Source organism: Pseudomonas sp. GM48 (assembly GCF_000282335.1).
GTDB lineage: Bacteria > Pseudomonadota > Gammaproteobacteria > Pseudomonadales > Pseudomonadaceae > Aquipseudomonas.
This window is the reverse complement of the sequence record NZ_AKJM01000037.1, coordinates 1-19,546: the sequence shown is the minus strand read 5'-3', so window position 1 is coordinate 19,546 and position 19,546 is coordinate 1. Positions and strand designations below refer to the sequence as shown.

At 59.7% G+C, this 19,546-nt stretch carries 18 protein-coding genes; 4 read left to right on the top strand and 14 right to left on the bottom strand.

Annotation, left to right across the window (positions count from 1 at the left end):
- Positions 1-135: 135 nt before the first annotated feature.
- The 4 genes from PMI28_RS23935 to PMI28_RS23950 all read right to left on the bottom strand — a co-directional run bounded on the left by PMI28_RS23935 (position 136) and on the right by PMI28_RS23950 (position 4,304).
- Entirely contained in the window at positions 136-918 is a 783-nt protein-coding gene (locus tag PMI28_RS23935; RefSeq protein ID WP_007983099.1) for a MetQ/NlpA family ABC transporter substrate-binding protein, read from the bottom strand.
- 254 nt (positions 919-1,172) lie between these two features.
- Positions 1,173-2,096 carry a sigma 54-interacting transcriptional regulator gene (locus PMI28_RS23940; RefSeq protein ID WP_007983098.1) on the bottom strand — a complete coding sequence of 308 codons (924 nt, stop codon included), beginning with the start codon at positions 2,094-2,096 and terminating at the stop codon, positions 1,173-1,175.
- Between the two features lie 67 nt (positions 2,097-2,163).
- Positions 2,164-2,745, bottom strand: a complete 582-nt coding sequence (locus PMI28_RS23945; RefSeq protein ID WP_007983096.1) for an alpha/beta hydrolase — start codon at positions 2,743-2,745, stop codon at positions 2,164-2,166.
- Positions 2,746-3,230: 485 nt separating this feature from the next.
- Positions 3,231-4,304 carry a fatty acid desaturase gene (locus tag PMI28_RS23950; RefSeq protein WP_007983094.1) on the bottom strand — a complete coding sequence of 358 codons (1,074 nt, stop codon included), beginning with the start codon at positions 4,302-4,304 and terminating at the stop codon, positions 3,231-3,233.
- 100 nt (positions 4,305-4,404) lie between these two features.
- Here PMI28_RS23950 and PMI28_RS23955 point away from each other — a divergent pair, with 100 nt between their 5' ends.
- Positions 4,405-5,409 (top strand): AraC family transcriptional regulator, encoded by a 1,005-nt coding sequence (locus PMI28_RS23955; RefSeq protein ID WP_007983092.1) that lies wholly within the window; start codon positions 4,405-4,407, stop codon positions 5,407-5,409.
- A 208-nt stretch (positions 5,410-5,617) separates the two neighbouring features.
- On the opposite strand, the gene PMI28_RS23960 is transcribed toward PMI28_RS23955, so the two are convergent.
- On the bottom strand, positions 5,618-6,304 hold the full coding sequence (locus tag PMI28_RS23960; protein WP_007983090.1) for a Crp/Fnr family transcriptional regulator: 687 nt from the start codon (positions 6,302-6,304) through the stop codon (positions 5,618-5,620).
- An 84-nt stretch (positions 6,305-6,388) separates the two neighbouring features.
- Here PMI28_RS23960 and PMI28_RS23965 point away from each other — a divergent pair, with 84 nt between their 5' ends.
- Entirely contained in the window at positions 6,389-6,913 is a 525-nt protein-coding gene (locus tag PMI28_RS23965; protein ID WP_007983088.1) for an Mpo1 family 2-hydroxy fatty acid dioxygenase, read from the top strand.
- Between the two features lie 91 nt (positions 6,914-7,004).
- Here the strand turns inward: PMI28_RS23965 and PMI28_RS23970 are convergent, their stop codons facing one another.
- The 6 genes from PMI28_RS23970 to dibA form a co-directional block, all read right to left on the bottom strand.
- On the bottom strand, positions 7,005-7,994 hold the full coding sequence (locus tag PMI28_RS23970; RefSeq protein WP_007983086.1) for a sulfate/molybdate ABC transporter ATP-binding protein: 990 nt from the start codon (positions 7,992-7,994) through the stop codon (positions 7,005-7,007).
- Between the two features lie 3 nt (positions 7,995-7,997).
- Positions 7,998-8,867 carry a sulfate ABC transporter permease subunit CysW gene (cysW, locus tag PMI28_RS23975; protein ID WP_007972954.1) on the bottom strand — a complete coding sequence of 290 codons (870 nt, stop codon included), beginning with the start codon at positions 8,865-8,867 and terminating at the stop codon, positions 7,998-8,000.
- Between the two features lie 12 nt (positions 8,868-8,879).
- Complete coding sequence (gene cysT / locus PMI28_RS23980) at positions 8,880-9,698, bottom strand: sulfate ABC transporter permease subunit CysT (protein WP_007972956.1); 819 nt, start codon at positions 9,696-9,698, stop codon at positions 8,880-8,882.
- 182 nt (positions 9,699-9,880) lie between these two features.
- Positions 9,881-10,894, bottom strand: a complete 1,014-nt coding sequence (locus tag PMI28_RS23985) for a sulfate ABC transporter substrate-binding protein (RefSeq protein WP_007983084.1) — start codon at positions 10,892-10,894, stop codon at positions 9,881-9,883.
- 75 nt (positions 10,895-10,969) lie between these two features.
- Positions 10,970-11,152, bottom strand: a complete 183-nt coding sequence (gene oscA, locus PMI28_RS23990) for a sulfur starvation response protein OscA (RefSeq protein WP_007975618.1) — start codon at positions 11,150-11,152, stop codon at positions 10,970-10,972.
- Positions 11,153-11,439: 287 nt separating this feature from the next.
- Positions 11,440-13,380 carry a phosphodiesterase DibA gene (dibA, locus tag PMI28_RS23995; protein WP_007983081.1) on the bottom strand — a complete coding sequence of 647 codons (1,941 nt, stop codon included), beginning with the start codon at positions 13,378-13,380 and terminating at the stop codon, positions 11,440-11,442.
- Between the two features lie 147 nt (positions 13,381-13,527).
- Here dibA and desA point away from each other — a divergent pair, with 147 nt between their 5' ends.
- Together desA and PMI28_RS24005 are read left to right on the top strand one after the other, a co-directional pair.
- Positions 13,528-14,712, top strand: coding sequence for a delta-9 fatty acid desaturase DesA (desA, locus tag PMI28_RS24000; protein WP_007983079.1), 1,185 nt, complete (start codon positions 13,528-13,530; stop codon positions 14,710-14,712).
- A 271-nt stretch (positions 14,713-14,983) separates the two neighbouring features.
- Positions 14,984-15,973, top strand: coding sequence for a GGDEF domain-containing protein (locus PMI28_RS24005; protein ID WP_007983077.1), 990 nt, complete (start codon positions 14,984-14,986; stop codon positions 15,971-15,973).
- Positions 15,974-16,098: 125 nt separating this feature from the next.
- Here the strand turns inward: PMI28_RS24005 and PMI28_RS24010 are convergent, their stop codons facing one another.
- The 3 genes from PMI28_RS24010 to PMI28_RS24020 form a co-directional block, all read right to left on the bottom strand.
- On the bottom strand, positions 16,099-17,313 hold the full coding sequence (locus tag PMI28_RS24010) for a response regulator (protein ID WP_007983075.1): 1,215 nt from the start codon (positions 17,311-17,313) through the stop codon (positions 16,099-16,101).
- A 135-nt stretch (positions 17,314-17,448) separates the two neighbouring features.
- On the bottom strand, positions 17,449-18,726 hold the full coding sequence (gene gabT / locus PMI28_RS24015; RefSeq protein WP_007983072.1) for a 4-aminobutyrate--2-oxoglutarate transaminase: 1,278 nt from the start codon (positions 18,724-18,726) through the stop codon (positions 17,449-17,451).
- 197 nt (positions 18,727-18,923) lie between these two features.
- On the bottom strand, positions 18,924-19,546 hold a 623-nt coding region (locus PMI28_RS24020), incomplete at its 5' end, for an aldehyde dehydrogenase family protein (protein ID WP_007983070.1).

Genomic DNA, 19,546 nt, shown 5'->3' with positions numbered 1-19,546 from the left:
GCTGTGCAGTCCAACGGGAGCAAGCTCCCTCGCCACAAAAGCTCCCTCGCCACTGGTAAACCGACACACATAAAAAAACGCCGACGCTAAATCAGCCGTCGGCGTTTGAAACCTTGAAGGGGTTTACTTCGCGAATCAGAACGCAGGCAATACCGCGCCGCTGTACTTCTTCTCGATGAATGCTTTCACTTCTGGGCTGGTCAGGGCCTTGGCCAGTTTCTGGATGGCAACGCTGTCCTTGTTGTCCGGACGGGCCACCAGGAAGTTCACGTAAGGCGAGTCGGCACCTTCGATCACCAGGGCGTCTTTAGCCGGGTTCAGACCCGCTTCCAGCGCATAGTTGGTGTTGATCATGTCCAGGTCGACCTGATCCAGCACACGCGGCAACATAGCGGACTCAAGCTCTTTGAACTTGAAGTTGTGCGGGTTCTTGGCGATGTCTTTCGGCGTGGCCAGGGCGTTTTTCGGGTCTTTCAACTCGATCAGGCCAGCCTTCTGCAGCAGGATCAGGGCACGGCCGCTGTTGCTGCCTTCGTTCGGGATGGCAATGGTCGCGCCGTCTTTCAACTCAGCCAGGGTTTTGACTTTCTTCGAGTAGCCGCCGAACGGTTCGACATGCACGCCGATCACGGTTTCCAGGTGAGTGCCTTTGCCTTCGTTGAAGCTCTTGAGGTATGGCAGGGTCTGGAAGTAGTTGGCGTCCAGACGCTTCTGGTCGACCTGCACGTTCGGCTGAACGTAGTCGGTGAAGACTTTGATTTCCAGGTCCACGCCTTCTTTGGCGAGGGTTGGCTTGATCAGCTCAAGAATCTCGGCGTGTGGAATCGGGGTTGCCGCAACCACTAGTTTTTCGCCAGCCTGGGCCAGGCCCGCGGTCAGGGCAGCCGCCAGTGCGGTGAACAACAGAACCTTTTTCATGCAGTGTCCTTATCGAAAATCACAGTCGCTTATGGCGACGGCTTGAAGATGAGAGTGCCAGTGAAGTGCTATCGCTGGCGTGAAGCGGACAATACCGGGATTTTTTATTCCCGAACAATAACGTTTATTCAGCTTCATATTCCATTTTGTTCATACAGCTGTAGGAGCGAGCTTGCTCGCGATGTTCGTGAACGAAAACGCGTAAAACCTGATGCCCAACGGCGTCTGCGGGTTTCTCGCGAGCAAGCTAGCTCCTACAGAAATCCAGCGCTTGCGAGCAGTTGTTTCAAGGCGTCTTTTTCGGCATCGGAACCGTTGCCAAGAATCTGCTTGAGCTGCTGTTCGATCCGTCCCAGACCTTCATCAGGCAAATTCAGATGCTCCGGTAAAATCTCGTCACCTGTACTCACCAACAGCGCAAAGTGAATGACGTTTTCCAGCTCCCGGGTATTACCCGGCCAACTGTGGCGTTCCAGCACAAGTTGCGCCGCTTCGCTGATCAATGGCACCGGCAGGCCGAGGCGTTGGCTGTAGATGCCGAGAAAGTATTCGGCCAGCGACAGGATGTCACCCGTGCGCTCGCGCAGTGCCGGCAGTTCGAGCGGGCCTTCGCTGAGGTAGTGATAGAGCCGCTCGTGGAATTTTCCGGCGGCGACGGCCTGGGCAAGATCGATGCTGGTGGCCGCCACCAGCCGCACATCCACCGGGCTCGGTTGCTGAGCGCCGACGCGGGTGACTTCGTGGTTCTCCAGGGCGGCAAGCAGCTTGATCTGGATCGGCAGCGGCAGGTCGCCGATTTCGTCCAGGTACAGCGTGCCGCCATTGGCCGAGCCGAACCAGCCTGCACGACTGCTCGCCGAACCGCTGTAGCCGCCCGCCGCATAGCCGAACAACTCGGCGTCGGCGTAGGTCGGGCTGATCGCGCCGCAGTTGACCGACACGAACAACCCGCCGCGATCACTGGCGCGGTGGATATGCCGCGCCAGCAATTCCTTGCCGGTCCCGGTTTCGCCACGAATCAGCACCGAGACTGAACGCGTGGCCAGTTGCTCCAGCTCCTCACGCAACTTGCGCGAACGCGGATCGACAAACACCAACGCCTTGGCGCGGATGCTCAGGGGACTTTTTTCGGCATCGGGAAAGGTCAGCAGCGGCTGACCGAAGGTTTCAAAACTCATGGCAGACTCCCGCCCAAAACCGCCGGGAGACGGGGGCGTATTTACAGAAAAAGAAAACTCAAAGGGTTCAGGCACGGCGCAGGGCGTGGTGTTCCATGCGGTTTTGCAGGCGATAGAGATAGGCAAAACCCTGCTCCCAGCGCTGGTGACCGGACTTCACATTGATATGCCCCGCTCCCGCCAGAATCCCTGCCTCAGCACCCCAGTGGCGCGCCAGTTCCAGGGCGCGCGGCGCACTGACGGCGCTGTCGTTGTCGGAGCTGACGACCTGGCTCGGGAAGGGCAGCAGATCCGTCGGGATCGGCGCGAAGTTGCGCAAGGCCGGCGCGCAGGCCGGACGTTCGACATCCGCCGGTGCGACCAGCAGGGCACCGCGCACCTGACGCAAGAACTGCACGGGTGCGGTCGCCGCCCAATGGGCGACAGTGATGCAGCCCAGGCTATGGGCGATCAGAATCACCGGCGTGCTGTCGGCGGCAATCGCCTCGGCCAGCGCCGCGACCCAGTCTTCGCGACGCGGCGTCAACCAGTCGGCCTGCTCCACCCGCGCACTGTTCGGCAGGCTGTTCTGCCAGTGGCTTTGCCAATGATCTTCTGGCGATCCTTGCCAGCCCGGCACAATCAGGTAGCGAATTGATTCGTTGCGCATGGGGGAGCTCTCCTGCTGCGTGTCTGTTCCCGGTCGAGTATAGGGAGGAGAGATATATTCGTTAAGGAATAAGAAGCTATTTGTTAATGCGATAATTGAATATGCAACACACTTAAATGTGGGAGCGGGCTTGCTCGCGAAAGCGCTGTGTCAGTTGAAATTGATATACCTGACCTGACGCCTTCGCGAGCAAGCCCGCTCCCACAGGGATCAAATCCAGTCCAAAAAAAGGGGCCGCACCCTGCCAAGGAGACGGCCCCGGAAACTCAGAATCTGTCAGCGCTGATCAACAACCCTTGAGCCGATGATTGGCGAAATTGGTTATCCAATAAAGGAATATTTAATTACTTTAATAGACCCAAATCACATATATCATCCCCACACTCATGATCAGGCGCCGTCCCTGGCTTGCGTCATACCGTAGCGTCGCTTTGGGTCAAATTGATGACTGGCTTCTTCACATCCGAGTTTCCTGCGGCATTTGCTCAGGCCTGAGCGGCACGCACCTGTTGCGGCTCTGCCGTTTCCTTGGTCACGAACCGGTTGGCCCGGCCAAACGTGCCGATATCGTTGAAGCGCACGCCCATTTCGCGCATCACTTTATGCGCCACCGGCGCGGTCATCTGGCGGATGTAAAACGGTTCCTTCACCACGAAGTGATGGATGCCGTGGGTGCTGCCGAAGTTGAAGCAGAACGCCTGCAACGGCCACAACCACCAGGCGTTCAGTACCTGGGTCTGCTGCATCACGTTGCCCGGCTCCACGTCGCCGTAGTAATGCATGTTCGAGCTGATGAAGTGCAGGCAAAAGGTACGCAACACGTTCGGGCCGATGATCACCACCGCTGCGATATCGATGACCTGCATCACCGACAGCGTGGTCGCCGACCACTCAATCGGTGCGCCCATCAAATGAGCAATGCCGTTGGCCGCATGGAAACCGAGAAACACATACCACGCGCCCCAATGCATCAGCGCCAGTGGCGCGTAGGCCTTCAAGGTACGAGTGATGATGCTGAGTTTGAGGGCCCAGGTTTTCGCCCGCAGCATGCGGATGAAAGACGACATGATGTTATCGCCAACCATCAACAGCCGCGCGATGCCCCACGGCTCGCCGTTGGTGATGGCGCGCTCTTCCAGATCGGCCTCGGAACCCGACACCTTGTGGTGATTGAGATGCAGGTGACGGCGAATCCATGGGTTGATCGTGCTCGGGCGCGCCAGCCAGACCAGGCCCATCATCAGGTTGTGTGGCACCCGCTGTTTGCGAAAGTACATGCTGTGAATAAGGTCGTGTTCCAGTTCGTGGGTCAGCGAAGCGAAAAACGCGTTGAGCAACAGGCACGCCCACCACGCCATATGCCCTGTCAGGTAAAGCGCCGCCGAGCCGATCATCCCGGCCAGCGCGAAAGCCAGAATGCCCGCGCCGATGGCATCCTGATGCTTGAGAATCGGGTATTGCTCGCGCAACTCGACGCCCTTGGCTAACACCACTTCACGAATATGCGCTGATCGTTGAGTTGCATTCAATCGCTGGGGACTTGCAGAAGTACCGTGCATGCTTCCATCCTCTGGTTATCGATGGTTGCATCCTGCCTTGCGAACCCTCGCAACGCGGTAGCCGAGAACGCCAACCTGTTGACTGGAAGCGCCAATCAGCATGACCGAACCGACCTCCCTCGCCAGCTGGACCCGCGCCCTGCGCAAGCAACTCGATGCCCTGGGCATCGACAGCACCGCCCTGTGCCATCAAGCAGGGCTCGACCCGTTGTTGATGGACGACCCGAACGCGCGCTACCCGCTGTCGGGCACCACGCACCTGTGGGAACTGGCGGTGCAGGCCAGCGGCGATCCGGCGATTGGTTTGCGCGTATCACGCTTTGTCAGCCCGACCACGTTTCATGCGCTGGGTTATGCGCTGGTCGCCAGCGGCAGCCTGCGCGAAGTGTTCGAACGCATCGTGCGTTATCACCAGGTGGTCAGCGATGCCCTGGAACTGGAGCTGACCCGCGACGAGGATCGCTACCGTTTCCGGCTGAAAATTCCTTCCGGCAACCCGGCCCCGGCCTTCGAAGCCATCGATGCGTTCATGGCGATTTACGTACGCACCTGCCGCAATCGCCTGGGTCGTGATTACGCGCCGTTGGCCACCTACCTGCGCCGCCCGGAGCCGGAAGACGCGCATCAATGGCACAAAGTCTTTCGCTCGCCGGTACATTTCGGCGCCGACGAAGATCGGCTGGAATTCGCCTTCGTCGACTTCGACAGCCATCTGGACGATGCCAACCCGGAACTGGCCGAACATAACGAAACCGTACTCAAACGCACCCTGGCGCAACTCAAGCCACTGACCTGGGAACGCAAGGTCCGCGATGCCATTGAAGAACAACTGCCCGAAGGCGAACCCAGTGCCGAACACATCGCCAAGGCCCTGCACCTGAGCCTGCGCAGCCTGCAACGGCACCTGGCCGATGAAGGCTGCCGGTTCGATACGCTGCTCAACGAAAGCCGCGAAAACCTCGCGCTGTTGCACCTGCGCGACCCGCAGGTGTCGCTGAGCGAGATCAGCTATTTGCTCGGGTTTGCCGACACCAGCAGCTTCAGTCGCGCGTTCAAGCGCTGGACGGGAATGACGCCTGGGCAGTTTCGGGATGGGTTGCGGTGACGGATCCCGGAGGTGGGTTGCCTGGACCGGCCTCTTCGCGAGCAAGCCCGCTCCCACAGGGTTATTCGGTTAACCACAAAGATGAAGTTCACAACAATCCAGTGTGGGAGCGGGCTTGCTCGCGAAAGCGGTGTGTCAGTTGAAATTGATATACCTGACCTGACGCCTTCGCGAGCAAGCCCGCTCCCACAATGGTTCGTGCCAGCCGTCAGATTGTGGCCAGTGTTCGCAACCGCACGGCATCGAGGATTTCGATTTCGCCGTAACTCAGTCCGATTATCCCCTGCCCCTGTAAATCCTTGAGAATCTGGTTGGTGGTCTGGCGCGACAGCGACAACATGGCGGCAAGCTGCTCCTGGGGGAGTTGCAGGACGCGGCGCGGCGGGGCGGTCTCGCCATAGCCTTCGGCGATCATCAGCAAACGGTGCGCCAGCCTTGCCGGGGCCGGCAACAGGCTCAATTGCTCGAGGTTGATGAAGGTCATGCGCAACTTCTGGCTCATCAGCAACGCCAGTTGCCGCCAATGCTGCGGATGCTCGTCAAGCAACGCCAGCAACGTGTTCTGGGGAATGTGCAGCAGCGTGCACTGGCCCACGCCGTAGGCATCGTGGGTGCGTGGCTGGCCGTCGAACAGGCAGATTTCGCCGAACCAGTGCGGCGGTTCCACCAGGCTCAGCAAGGCTTCCTTGCCCTGCTCGCTCACGGCACCGACGCGCACCGCGCCTTCAAGTACCGCGTACAGGCCACAGGGCGGATCGCCACGCTTGAACAGCCGCTGGCCCGGGGACAAGCGCCGCACCCTGGCCACCGACAGCAGACTATCCTGTAGGGAAACAGGCAAATGGCTGAACCACTGACCGCTCATCAGGCGTGGACGCCAGACCTGCATATCCATGAAAACTCCTAGAGATTGTCGCCTGGCTGACAGAGCGGGAAGTGGCCCCGGGGGATGATCAATCACCCCCACAGGAGAACAACAATGAAAAGCCTCGTCGACCACCTCAGTCAATACGCCGCCTACCACCGTGACCCGCGCAACATTGCCTCGCACTTTATCGGCATTCCGCTGATCGTGGTGGCCGTCGCGGTGTTGTTGTCCCGGCCGCAGTGGTCGCTGGGCGGCCTGTGGATGTCACCGGCGGTGCTCGTTTCGCTGGCATCGGCGTGGTTTTACCTGCGCCTGGAATTGCGCCTGGGTGTGTTGATGACGGTTTTGCTCGGGCTGTGCGTCTGGGCCGGTCATGCGCTGGCTCAGCAAAGCACGCTGGTCTGGCTGAGCAGCGGCGTGGCGATGTTCGTGATCGGTTGGGCGATCCAGTTTGTCGGCCATCACTACGAAGGGCGCAAACCGGCATTTGTCGATGACGTGACCGGATTGATTGTCGGGCCGTTGTTTGTGGTGGCTGAGTTGGCGTTCATGCTCGGGATGCGGCATGAACTCAAAGATCAGATTGAGGCGCGAGCGGGGGGTGTGCGGGTCAATCCGAAGCGTGCAGCTGTCTAGATCGCATTCGCGGGCAAGCCCGCTCCCACACTGGGTCTATGGTGTACATAGAACCCCTGTGGGAGCGGGCTTGCTCGCGAAGCTTTTGATGTTAAATATTCGCGACCTTCTGCCAGACCTTCGGCTTGAAGAACAGCGTTTCACCCTTCGCCAACCCGATCAGGCTGTCGTGATCCTTGACCACTTCGGCCTCAATCAGATCGCTTTGCCCTTCGACCTTCAGCGTCACCCGCGTCGTCGCACCCAGCGGTCGAATATCGCGCACTTCTGCCGCGTGGTGGTCTTCCAGTTCATGCCGCGACAGCGAAACCTCGTGCGGACGGAACAGCACGTGGTTGTCTTCGCCCAGGTGCAGACGGTTCGAATCACCGAGGAAGTGATAGACGAAATCACTGGCCGGGTTTTCGTAGACGTCACCCGGTGAGCCGATCTGCTCGATCACACCCTTGTTCATCACCACGATACGGTCGGCGACTTCCATCGCTTCTTCCTGGTCGTGGGTCACGAACACCGAGGTCAGGTTGATGTCTTCGTGCAGGCGCGCCAACCAGCGGCGCAGCTCTTTACGGACCTTGGCGTCGAGGGCGCCGAAGGGTTCGTCGAGCAGCAGCACTTTCGGCTCCACCGCCAAAGCACGGGCCAGGGCAATGCGCTGACGCTGACCGCCGGAGAGTTGCTCCGGGTAGCGATCCGAGAGCCAGTCCAGTTGCACCATGTTCAACAGTTCGTGAACCTTGGTCGCGATCTGGCTTTCGCTCGGGCGCTGGTTTTTCGGCTTCATGCGCAGGCCGAAAGCGACGTTGTCGAACACCGTCATGTGGCGGAACAAGGCGTAGTGCTGGAACACGAAACCGACGTTGCGATCGCGCACGTCATGGCCGGAAACGTCTTCACCGTGGAACACGATGTTGCCTTGGTCCGGGGTTTCCAGGCCGGCGATGATCCGCAGCAACGTGGTCTTGCCGCAACCCGACGGACCGAGCAATGCGACGAGTTCGCCGCTCTGGATATCCAGGCTGATGTTGTCCAGCGCCTTGAACGCGTTGAAATTCTTGCTGACGTTACGCACTTCGATCGACATGAATTATTCCTCCGCGGCGCTGGCGCGCAGGCGGTTAATACGGTTTTCGCTCCACTGCTTGAGCAGCAGGATGAAGAGCGCCAGGATCAGCAACAGGCTCGCCACGGCGAACGCGGCCACGTGGTTGTATTCGTTGTAGAGGATCTCGACGTGCAACGGCAGGGTGTTGGTCACCCCGCGAATGTGCCCGGACACCACCGACACCGCACCGAACTCACCCATGGCCCGCGCAGTACACAACACCACGCCGTAGATCAGGCCCCATTTGATGTTGGGTACGGTGACGTGCCAGAACATCTGCCAGCCGTTGGCGCCGAGCAGGCGCGCGGCCTCCTCTTCCTGAGTGCCTTGCTCCTGCATCAGCGGGATCAGTTCGCGGGCCACGAACGGCACGGTGACGAAAATCGTCGCCAATACGATGCCCGGCAGGGCGAAGACGATCTGGATGTCGTGATCCTGCAGCCATGGGCCGAACAGGCCCTGGGCGCCGAACATCAGCACATAGACCAGACCGGCGATCACCGGCGACACCGAGAACGGCAGGTCGATCAGCGTTACCAGCATGCTCTTGCCGCGGAACGAGTACTTGCTCACGCACCACGCGGCGCTGACGCCGAACACCAGGTTCAGCGGCACCGAAATCAGCACGGCGATTACCGTGAGTTTCAGCGCCGACAGGGCGTCCGGTTCAAAGATCGCGGTGAAGAACGCACCGAGGCCAAGCTTCAGCCCCTGGGACACCACGATGAACAGCGGCAGCAACAGGAACAGCGCAAAAATCAGCCAGCCGAGGCCGATCAGGATTCGCCGCGAAGTCGCACTGCCACGGCGGGCAGCGTTCGAGGAAGCGGCAGCAATAGACGATTGGGACATGTGTGCGCCTCCTTATGGGGTTTCGATGCGCCGCTGCAACAAGTTGATCAGCAGCAACAGGACGAAGGAAACCACCAGCATCAGTACACCAATGGAGGTAGCGCCGGTGTAATCGTATTGGTCGAGTTTGACCATGATCAGCAGTGGCAGGATCTCGGTTTTCATCGGCATGTTGCCGGCGATGAAAATCACCGAACCGTACTCGCCGACCCCACGGGCAAAGGCCAAAGCGAAACCGGTGAGCCATGCCGGCAGCAGCGCCGGCAGCAGGATATGGCGGAAAACCTGCAACGGCTTCGCCCCCAGGCACGCCGCCGCTTCTTCGACTTCACGAGGAATGTCCGCCAGCACTGGCTGTACGGTACGTACTACGAATGGAAGTGTCACAAAAGTGAGGGCAAGGGTGATGCCCAAGGGGGTGTAGGCGATCTTGAAACCCAGATCCGCTGCAAACTGACCGACCAGGCCGGTAGGGGTGTACAACGCGGTTAGCGCAATACCGGCCACTGCCGTGGGTAGTGCGAACGGCAGGTCGATCATGGCGTCGATGACTTTGCGTCCAGGGAAGGTATAGCGCACTAATACCCAGGCCAGCAGCGTGCCGATGATGCCGTTGATGATCGCGGCACACAGGGCGGTGCCGAAGCTGAGCTTCAGCGCCGCCAGCACCCGTGGCGCCGAGATGATTGCCCAGAACTGATCCCAGGTGAGTTGAGCGGCATGCACGAACATCGCCGCCAGTGGTATGAGCACAATCAGGCTGAGGTACACCAAGGTGTAGCCCAGCGTCAGCCCGAAGCCGGGTATGACGGGGGAGATACGACGCGACATAAAAGTCCTTGGTTAAAAAAGCGATCAGCTAAACCCACTCATGTGGGAGCGGGCTTGCTCGCGAAAGCAGTGTGTCAGTCAACGTTAATGCCGCCTGATACACCGTATTCGCGAGCAAGCCCGCTCCCACATGTTAAGCACCTTAGCTGACTTGCATTGGGGCTCGTAGTGGCTATTTAAGATTACTGCGCCTGATAGATCTGGTCGAACACCCCGCCATCATTGAAGAATTTCGGCTGCGCGGTTTTCCAGCCGCCGAAGTCCTTGTCGATGCTTACCAACTCCAGTTTCGGGAACTGCTGGGCGTACTTGGCGGCCACATCCTTGTCACGCGGGCGATAGAAATTTTTCGCCGCGATTTCCTGGCCGGCCGGGCTGTACAGGTGCTTGAGGTAGGCTTCGGCGATCTGCTCGTTGCCCTTTTTCTCGGCATTTTTGTCAACCACCGCCACCGGCGGCTCGGCGAGGATCGACAGCGAAGGCACGACGATGTCGAACTTGTCGGCGCCGCCCTCTTCTTTCAGGGCCAGGAAGGCTTCGTTTTCCCAAGCCAGCAATACGTCGCCCTGACCGTTGTTCACGAAGGTAATGGTCGAACCGCGAGCGCCGGTATCCAGCACTGGCACGTGCTTGAACAGTGTTTGTACGTATTCCTTGGCCTTGGCTTCGTCACCGCCATTGGCTTTCAGGCCATAGGCCCACGCCGCGAGGAAGTTCCAGCGCGCACCGCCGGAGGTTTTCGGGTTCGGCGTGATCACCGAGACGTCATTCTTGATCAGGTCACCCCAGTCCTTGATCCCTTTAGGGTTGCCCTTGCGCACCAGGAACACGATGGTCGAGGTGTAAGGCGTGCTCGCGTCCGGCAGGCGTTTTTGCCAGTCAGTTGGCAGGCTTTTGCCGAGCTTGGCGATTTCGTCGATATCACCGGCAAGGGCCAGGGTCACGACGTCGGCACGCAGGCCATCGATCACCGCACGCCCCTGCTTGCCCGAGCCACCGTGGGATTGCTGGACCTTCACGGTGTCGCCCGCGTGGTCTTTCTGCCAGAACTTGATGAATTCGGCGTTGTAGTCCTGATAGAGCTCGCGGGTCGGGTCGTACGACACGTTGAGCAACTCGTAGTCCTTGGCAACTGCAGAACCGGCAAAAAGGGCGCTGGCCAGGGCGGCCAAAGCGAAATGACGAATCGACGACATGGTGAAAGCTCCTGGAATTCTTGGTTTATTGGCTTTTTCTTATGGGATATCGGAAATCGCGGTGCCTGATTCGCCTCAGCCCGGCTTGTTGCCCGGCTGCTGCAAACGGAATTTTTCTTTACGCTCGATCTGCACCACCTGGGCGTTGTGCACGGTGATCTCCACGGCACCAAAGCGCAGGTCGCGCAGGGCACTCTGGATTTCACGCAGGATGGTGGCTTCGTCTTGACCGTCGACGCTACGCAGGGATGCGCTCATATTGCTGCTCCTTCAACTGAGAGGTTGCCTGGCAGTGGCAGCACTGCTTGCGGCGTGAGAGCAATAGTAGAGAGGCACAGATATTCTTAAAAAGACTATTTAAGAATGTTTATATAACCATAAGACATTAATTGGAGGGACAAGGGCTTGAGGCGAATCGCCCTCTTCCAGGCACACCAAAAACCCTGTGGGAGCGGGCTTGCTCGCGAAGAGGCCGGCACATTCAACATCCCTGTTGCCAGACAGTCCGCCTTCGCGAGCAAGCCCGCTCCCACAGGTTTTGTGTATCAGCAAAGCGGTGAGGTAACTGCTCCGATCACCGGCGCATGAGCCCAGTTCAACTGCCCTGCCGGCACCGGCCGCCCAAACCAGTAGCCCTGCCCCAGATCGCAACCGTGTTCAAGAAGGAACGCCGCCTGCTCAACCTGCTCGATTCCCTCGGCATGCACCTGCATGCCCATGCTCTGCGCCAAGGCAATGATCACCCGCGAAATCGCCGCATCGTCCTCATCCCACGGCAACCCGGCCACGAAGCCCTGGTCGATTTTCAGCTTCTGCACCGGCAGGCGCTTGAGTCGCAACAGCGATGAATAACCCGTGCCGAAGTCGTCAATGGCCAGGCGCACTCCCAACTCGCGCAACCGATGCATCTGCTCCAGTGCGACTTCGGGGTCCTCCATCACCGCACTTTCGGTCACTTCCAGTTCCAGAAAGGCCGGTTCCAGCCCGGTTTCGCGCAGTACCTGCGCCACCTGCTGATACAACTCACGACGGGCGAACAGCCGTGAAGATACGTTGACCGCAACAAACGACAGCACCACCCCGCCCTGCTGCCACAGGCACATCTGCCGGCACGCCTGCGCCATGACCCAGGCATCGATTTCGGCGATCAGACCGGTTCGTTCGGCGACCGGAATGAACTCCGCCGGCGACACCAATCCCCGCTGCGGATGCTGCCAACGTACCAGCGCCTCGACACCCATCAGGCGACTGGTCTTGAGGTCGTGAACCGGCTGGTAATGAACCCGCAGTTCTTGCCGGTCCAGGGCGCGGCGCAATTCGAAGGCGATCTCGACTCGTTGCTGCACGTGGGCCGTCAGCTCTTCGGTGTACAGGGCATAATCATTGCGCCCCGTGCTTTTGGCCTTGAACAGCGCAGAGTCGGCATTACGCAGCAGTTGCTCGACGCTCAAGGCATCGCTGGGGAACAGGCTGATGCCGATGCTGGTGTTGATGAACAGCGGGTGCCCATCGATGAGGAACGGCTCTTTGAGGCCATCGATAATCCGCTGGGCCAACGCAGCGGCCTGAACCAGTTGCGGACAGCTTTCGGCGAGTACCGCGAACTCATCCCCGCCCAAGCGCGCCAGGGTGATGCCCGGGCCGAACATGGCGCCCAGGCGCTCGGCCACAGCCTTGAGCAACTGATCGCCAACGCTATGCCCGAGGCTGTCGTTGATCATCTTGAAGTGATCGAGGTCGATCATCAGCAGCGCGCAACCACGCTTGTGAACCTGCGCCGAAGCCAGGGCCTGTTCGGCACGGTCGGTGAACAACAGGCGGTTGGGCAGGTCGGTCAGCGGGTCGTGGTGCGCCAGGTACATCAACTCGTGTTCGGAGTTCTTGATCGCACTGATGTCGGAAAACACCGCCACGAACTGGCTCGGCTGGCCGTTGTCGTCGTGGATCAGGCGGATCGTCTGCCATTGCGGGTATATCTCGCCGCTTTTGCGCCGGTTCCAGATTTCCCCGCTCCACTCCCCGGTGCTTTCAAGCGCGGCGAACATCGCCCGATAGAAATCGGGCGGATGACGTCCGGACTTGAACATGTCGGGCCGCTGGCCCTGCACGTCCTCACTCCCGTAGCCCGTGATTTCCATGAACGCCCGGTTCACATGGATGATCACGCCTTCCCGATCGGTGACCAGCACGCCTTCGCGGGTGCAGTCGAACACCGCAGCCGCCTGGCGCAGGCGTTCGCGGTTGGTACTGCGCTCGTGCAAAGTGGCGCCGATCCCCAGGCACCGCAACAGCCGCGCCCGGGCAATGAAGATCAACCCGGCGCTGAATAGCCCCCAAACGTAACCGTTGATCAGTTGCCATCGCAGTCGCTCGACGGAGCTATCGAAGAAACTGTTCAATAAATAGCCACTGATCTGCAGCCAAACCACAGAAAGCAACAGATAGAGCAGCGCTGTGCGCAAGGCATCGCGATAGGTGGCAGACATCCGGCAATCCATGTCCCTACAAAAAGGTTGGAATTATAGTTTAAAGACACATCCAGCCACTCTTATCTGAAAGGGCGACTGGTTTTCTGTGTGGGCTTAGTGATAATGCAACGGCTGTTTTTTTCTTTATCGAGGGCCCTATAGCCTATGTGGTACGAAGGTTTTCTTGGCTTGTCGCCCTGGTCACTGGTAGCAGTCACCCTGCTGATGACCCATGTCACAATCATTGCTGTCACGGTCTATCTGCACCGTTACTCGGCCCATCGCTCCCTGGAGCTGAATGGGGGCCTCAAGCATTTTTTCCGTTTCTGGCTGTGGCTGACCACGGCGCAGAACACCCGCGAGTGGACCGCCATCCACCGCAAGCATCACGCTAAATGCGAGACCGTCGATGATCCGCACAGCCCGGTCATCAAGGGTTTGTCCACCGTGCTGCGCAAAGGCGCCGAGCTGTACCGCGCCGAAGCGGAAAACCCCGAGACCCTGCGCATCTACGGCAAGAACTGCCCCGAAGACTGGATCGAGCGCAACCTCTACAGCCGCTTCCCGCTGCTGGGCATCGCGATCATGGGCGTTATCGACCTGCTGCTGTTCGGCACCATCGGCATCACCATCTGGGCTATCCAGATGATGTGGATCCCGGTGTGGGCCGCCGGCGTGGTCAATGGCCTGGGCCATGCCATCGGCTACCGCAACTTCGAATGCCGCGATGCGGCGACCAACCTGGTGCCGTGGGGCATCCTGATTGGCGGCGAAGAACTGCATAACAACCATCACACCTACCCTAACTCGGCAAAACTGTCGGTGAAGAAGTGGGAATTCGACCTGGGCTGGGCATGGATCAAAGTCTTCAGCTTCCTACGCCTGGCCAAGGTTCAACGGGTTGCGCCGATTGCCCATCGCGTCGAAGGCAAGGGCAACCTGGACATGGACACTGCCATGGCGATCCTCAACAACCGCTTCCAGATCATGGCCCAGTACCGCAAATTGGTGATCGGCCCGCTGGTCAAGCAAGAGCTGGAAAAAGTCGATCACTCGGTACGTCACCAGTTCCACCGGGCCAAACGCCTGCTTTCGCGGGAGACCAGCCTGCTGGATGACAAACACCACGTGCGCATCCAGAACATGCTCGAGCACAGTCAGGCGCTGAAGGTAATTTACGAGAAACGCCTGGCCCTGCAGCAGATCTGGGTCAAGACCAGCTCAAATGGTCACGACATGCTGGCGGCCATCAAGGATTGGGTACACGAAGCCGAAGCCAGCGGGATTCAATCCCTGCGCGACTTCGCCGACCAGTTGAAAACCTACTCCCTGCGCCCTGCCGCCGTCTGAAAAAACTGTGGGAGCGGGCTTGCTCGCGAAGGGGTCGTGTCAGTCGACATAAAAGGTGACTGACACGACCCCTTCGCGAGCAAGCCCGCTCCCACATTGATTTATGACCGCAAAAACACGTCGCCAGTACCGCCCGGCGGGAGCCGGCTCCCTCGCCACAAACGGCGGGAACTTCATCCAAAAACCCCTATCTCAAAGACACTTCGCCATCCCGGCGGGCTTGGTGTTGGCCGCTATCGAACTCGCGGCATGCCCTTTGAGATTTGTGTCGATGGCCCCAAAAAACCTGCAAGACTCATCTGCGCCCCATTGGCCCGAGGCCGCGCAAACCCTGCTGGCGCTGATGCAAGCCCAAGGCGAAGTCGCACGCCTGAGCGAACGCGAACAGTTGTTCAGCACCTTGCTGGGGAGCGTCAACGCGGTGCTGTGGGCATTCGATTGGGAATCGCGCCGGGTGCTTTACGTCAGCCCCGCCTATGAACGGATCTTCGGCCGCTCGGCCGATCTGCTGCTGGCCGACTGCAATCAATGGCGCGACAGCATTTACCCTGACGACCTGGATTATGCCGAACGCAGCCTGGCCGAAGTGCTGGACAAAGGTGCCGTGGAAGACCGCGAGTATCGAATCATTGCCGCCGACGGCCAGGTGCGCTGGCTCCGCGACAAATGCTTCATCAATCGCCAGGCCGAGCCGGGTCAACCGGTGATCATCGTCGGCATCGCCGAAGACATCACCGACAAGAAGCAGATGGAAACCGAGCTGCATCGCCTGGCCACCACCGACGCGCTGACCCAGAGCAGCAATCGCCGTCATTTCTTCGAATGCGCTCACCGCGCGTTCGAACACGCCCGGCAACAGGGCGAGCCGCTGTCGTTCCTGATGCTGGACATCGATAACTTCAAAACGATCAACGACACCTACGGCCACCAGGAAGGCGACAACGTGTTGCAACGCATTGCCGAAAGCGGCCGCGCAGCGTTGCGCCGTCGCGACCTGTTCGGGCGCATTGGCGGTGAGGAGTTCGCAGCGGTGTTTCCCGGCTGTACGCCACAGATGGCCCTGCAAGTGGCTGAACGCTTGCAACGGCAGATTCAGCAATTGAGTTTCAACCATGAAGGCCAGTCGTTCGGCATCACCGTCAGCCAGGGCCTGACCAGCCTGACCGCCAAAGACGAAAACGTGGAGAACCTGTTTTCCCGGGCGGATGCAGCGATGTATCAGGCCAAGCGTGAGGGCAAGAACCGGATTGTTACTGCCTGACAGGCCACCACAAAACCAATGTGGGAGCGGGCTTGCTCGCGAAGGGGCCGCGTCAGTCACCTTTTATGTCGACTGACACTCCGCTTTCGCGAGCAAGCCCGCTCCCACAGGGAATTGCGTGAAACTTACTTTTTGCGCAGGCGCATCAATTCAGGCAAGCCGATTTTGAGTAACCGCGCCGTCCGACTTTTTGCCAGCTCTTCGATGCCCTCATGCTCAGTCAGGCGCGCCATCTGCGCCGCCATGTTCATCACCAACGCTTCGCGGGAGTAAACCCCGCCACCGAGCTGGTAGGCCGCGGCAATCAGCTCCCGCAACTCCAGCGGCAGGCGCCAGCGCGTGCGCAGGGCCGAACCATAGGCCGCGCCATACTCGGCCAGCGCTTCGCCCACTTCCTCCAACTCGTCCAGTTCGCCACCGGCCTGTTTCCATTCCTGCAAACAGCGCAGCAATGCCAGATCGCCGAGACGATGCAACATACCCGCGCAATAGCAGCGCTCCTGATCCAGATCGAGCAGCCGCGCCAGTGTCCGGGCATATTCGGCGGTGTGCAGCGACAGATCCCAGTAACGCTCGGCATAGTCGGCCAATTGCGGATCGCTGAGCCGGGCACTGCGCTTGAGCGCCAACCCGAGAATCAGGTTCATGCTCTGCCCGGTACCCAGGCGATGCAGCGCCTGGGACAGGGTTTGCACAGCGGCACCGTGGTGCTGGGCCGCGCTGTTGGCCGCGGCGATCAGTACAGCGGTAACCTGCGGGTCAGTACGGATTTCGTCTTCCAGTACCGTCAGATCAAGGCCATTGGGGTTGAGGCTGCGCTTGACCGCCACCTGCACGTCGGTCATCAGCGGCGCGCCGTCGGCCAATTCGCGTCGACGCTCCAGATACACCGGCAACGTCATGCCCGACGCCAGCAACGGTACTTCGCACGAAACCTCTTCATCGGCGTTGAGTAACAGAGCCTGCAGGCGCTGGGTCAGGCTTTCCATGTTCAGGGGCTTGGTCAGGTACGCGGCCGGCGCCAGCGGCAAGGCTTCACGCACACTGGCGCTGTCGTTGCGGCTGCTCATGAGGATAAAGGACAGCGGCGGATTGCGTTTGCGCTGACGAATACTGCGCAGGACATTCAGGCCATCGACGCCAGGCAACTCCCAGTCGGCGATCACCAGGTCATAGGGGTTGGCCGCCAACAGCTCCAGCGCTTGCTGACCATCGGCGCACAAATCCAGCCGCGCATCGCAGCGTACGCTCAACAACACTTCCTTGAGCAGATCCCGGGACCAGGGGTCGGCCTCGGCGATCAGGACTCTCGGAACCGCGGGTAAAATGACAGTTGTCATACAGCTCTCCCTGGCAATGCAGGAACCTTAGCCAATGCAGGCCATTCGATACAGCGCTAATGCGCGGGATGTGTTTCAAGGGGCATGAAAAAACCCGCCGAAGCGGGTTTTTGTGGATCAGGTCACACTGGATGATCAGAGCTCGGAGAAGCACTCTTCGATGATCGCCAGGCCTTTGTCCAGTTGCTCGTCCGGCGAGGTCAGCGGTACCAGGACGCGCAGAACGTTGCCGTAAGTGCCGCAGGACAGCAGGATCAGACCCTTGTCGCGAGCCTTGGCCACAACCGATGCCACAGCGGCAGCGTTTGGCTTGTGGCTGTCGCCGTTTTCGAACAGCTCGACAGCGATCATCGCGCCCAGGGCACGGACTTCACCGATCACCGGGTACTTGGCCTGGATGGCCTTCAGGCCAGTCACCAGACGCTCGCCAACAGCCTTGCAACGATCCAGCAGGTGCTCTTCTTCGAACACTTCCATCACGGCCAGGGCCGCGGCGCAAGCGATCGGGCTACCGGCGTAGGTGCCGCCCAGGCCGCCTGGAGCGATGGCGTCCATGTATTCGGCCTTGCCGCACACACCGGCCAGCGGGAAGCCGCCAGCGATGGATTTGGCGAAAGTGGTCAGGTCGGCAGCAACGCCCATCTGTTCCATGGCGAAGAAAGTACCGGTACGGCCAGCGCCAGTCTGTACTTCGTCAGCGATCAGCAGGATGCCGTGCTGGTCGCACAGGGCACGCAGACGCTTCATGAATTCTTTCGGAGCGACGTAGAAACCGCCTTCGCCCTGAACCGGCTCAATGATGATCGCAGCGATGTCTTTCGGCTCGGCGTCGTTCTTGAAGATGCGTTCGATGGAAGCGATCGAATCGTCGATGCTCACACCGTGCAGTTCGTTCGGGTACAGCGCGCGGAAGATGCCGCCTGGCATCAGGCCCATGCCGGCCGAGTAAGGCACGACTTTACCGGTCAGGCCCAGGGTCATCATGGTGCGACCGTGGTAAGCGCCGGTGAAGGCGATCACGCCAGCACGGCCAGTGGCGGCACGGGCGATCTTGATCGAGTTTTCCACGGCTTCGGAACCGGTGGTCACCAGCAGGGTTTTCTTGGCGAAATCACCTGGCACCTTGGCGTTGATTTTTTCGCACACTTCTACGTACGGCTCGTAGGCCAGCACCTGGAAGCAAGTGTGGGTCAGCTTGTTCAGCTGCTCGGTCACGGCGGCGATGATTTTCGGGTGCACGTGGCCGGTGTTCAGCACGGCGATACCGCCGGCGAAGTCGATGAACTCACGACCTTCAACGTCGGTCACGGTCGCGTTCTTCGCGGACTCGGCGAAGATCGGGTGAATCTGGCCAACACCACGTGGAACAGCAGCGGTACGGCGGGCCATCAAATCAGCGTTAGTCTTGCTCATACAGTCCTCATTCACCGCTCATCGGGCGGCGTGGTTCAAGGATAAAGCGACGGGGAACAACAGCGGCAGCATGCGATGATCGACTGCCACTGCGTTCCCGGTCACCGAGAATATTCCAGTTTGAAGCGGCGCAAAGGGACAGCGCTCTCGTGCCCTTTGCGTTTCAAGCAATGCCTTCCCGGCTTATACCTTCGAGCTTAGATGCCCAGGCAGAGGTATTTGATTTCCAGGTAATCTTCGATGCCGTACTTGGAGCCTTCACGGCCCAGGCCCGAGGCCTTGATGCCGCCGAACGGCGCGACTTCGTTGGAGATCAACCCGGTGTTGACGCCGACCATGCCGTATTCCAGGGCTTCTGCCACACGGAACACACGACCCAGGTCGCGAGCATAGAAGTACGAGGCCAGACCGAATTCGGTGTCGTTGGACATCGCGATCACGTCGGCTTCGTCTTTGAAGCGGAACAGCGGAGCCAGTGGGCCGAAGGTTTCTTCCTTGGCCACGGCAGCATTATTCGGCACGTTGGTCAGGATGGTCGGCTCGAAGAAGTTGCCTTCCATCGACTTGCCACCGGACAGTACGGTAGCGCCTTTGGAAACAGCGTCAGCAATGTGCTCTTGCACCTTGGCCACGGCTTTTTCGTCGATCAGCGGGCCAGTGGTGGTGCCTGCTTCCAGACCGTTACCGATCTTGAGCTTGGCCACAGCAGCCTTGAGCTTCTCGGCGAATGCGTCGTAGACCGAGTCCTGAATGTACAGGCGGTTGGCGCAGACGCAGGTCTGACCGTTGTTGCGGTACTTGGAAATGATCGCGCCTTCGA

Coding starts and splice junctions, on each gene's coding strand:
- PMI28_RS23950 (WP_007983094.1), bottom strand. CDS start 4,304: ATGCACGGTACTTCTGCAAGTCCCCAGCGATTGAATGCAACTCAACGA.
- cysW (WP_007972954.1), bottom strand. CDS start 8,867: ATGTCCCAATCGTCTATTGCTGCCGCTTCCTCGAACGCTGCCCGCCGT.
- gabT (WP_007983072.1), bottom strand. CDS start 18,726: ATGAGCAAGACTAACGCTGATTTGATGGCCCGCCGTACCGCTGCTGTT.
- PMI28_RS23970 (WP_007983086.1), bottom strand. CDS start 7,994: ATGTCGATCGAAGTGCGTAACGTCAGCAAGAATTTCAACGCGTTCAAG.
- desA (WP_007983079.1), top strand. CDS start 13,528: ATGTGGTACGAAGGTTTTCTTGGCTTGTCGCCCTGGTCACTGGTAGCA.
- oscA (WP_007975618.1), bottom strand. CDS start 11,152: ATGAGCGCATCCCTGCGTAGCGTCGACGGTCAAGACGAAGCCACCATC.
- PMI28_RS23940 (WP_007983098.1), bottom strand. CDS start 2,096: ATGAGTTTTGAAACCTTCGGTCAGCCGCTGCTGACCTTTCCCGATGCC.
- PMI28_RS23960 (WP_007983090.1), bottom strand. CDS start 6,304: ATGGATATGCAGGTCTGGCGTCCACGCCTGATGAGCGGTCAGTGGTTC.
- PMI28_RS24010 (WP_007983075.1), bottom strand. CDS start 17,313: ATGACAACTGTCATTTTACCCGCGGTTCCGAGAGTCCTGATCGCCGAG.
- PMI28_RS23935 (WP_007983099.1), bottom strand. CDS start 918: ATGAAAAAGGTTCTGTTGTTCACCGCACTGGCGGCTGCCCTGACCGCG.
- dibA (WP_007983081.1), bottom strand. CDS start 13,380: ATGTCTGCCACCTATCGCGATGCCTTGCGCACAGCGCTGCTCTATCTG.
- cysT (WP_007972956.1), bottom strand. CDS start 9,698: ATGTCGCGTCGTATCTCCCCCGTCATACCCGGCTTCGGGCTGACGCTG.
- PMI28_RS23965 (WP_007983088.1), top strand. CDS start 6,389: ATGAAAAGCCTCGTCGACCACCTCAGTCAATACGCCGCCTACCACCGT.
- PMI28_RS24005 (WP_007983077.1), top strand. CDS start 14,984: ATGGCCCCAAAAAACCTGCAAGACTCATCTGCGCCCCATTGGCCCGAG.
- PMI28_RS23955 (WP_007983092.1), top strand. CDS start 4,405: ATGACCGAACCGACCTCCCTCGCCAGCTGGACCCGCGCCCTGCGCAAG.
- PMI28_RS23985 (WP_007983084.1), bottom strand. CDS start 10,894: ATGTCGTCGATTCGTCATTTCGCTTTGGCCGCCCTGGCCAGCGCCCTT.
- PMI28_RS23945 (WP_007983096.1), bottom strand. CDS start 2,745: ATGCGCAACGAATCAATTCGCTACCTGATTGTGCCGGGCTGGCAAGGA.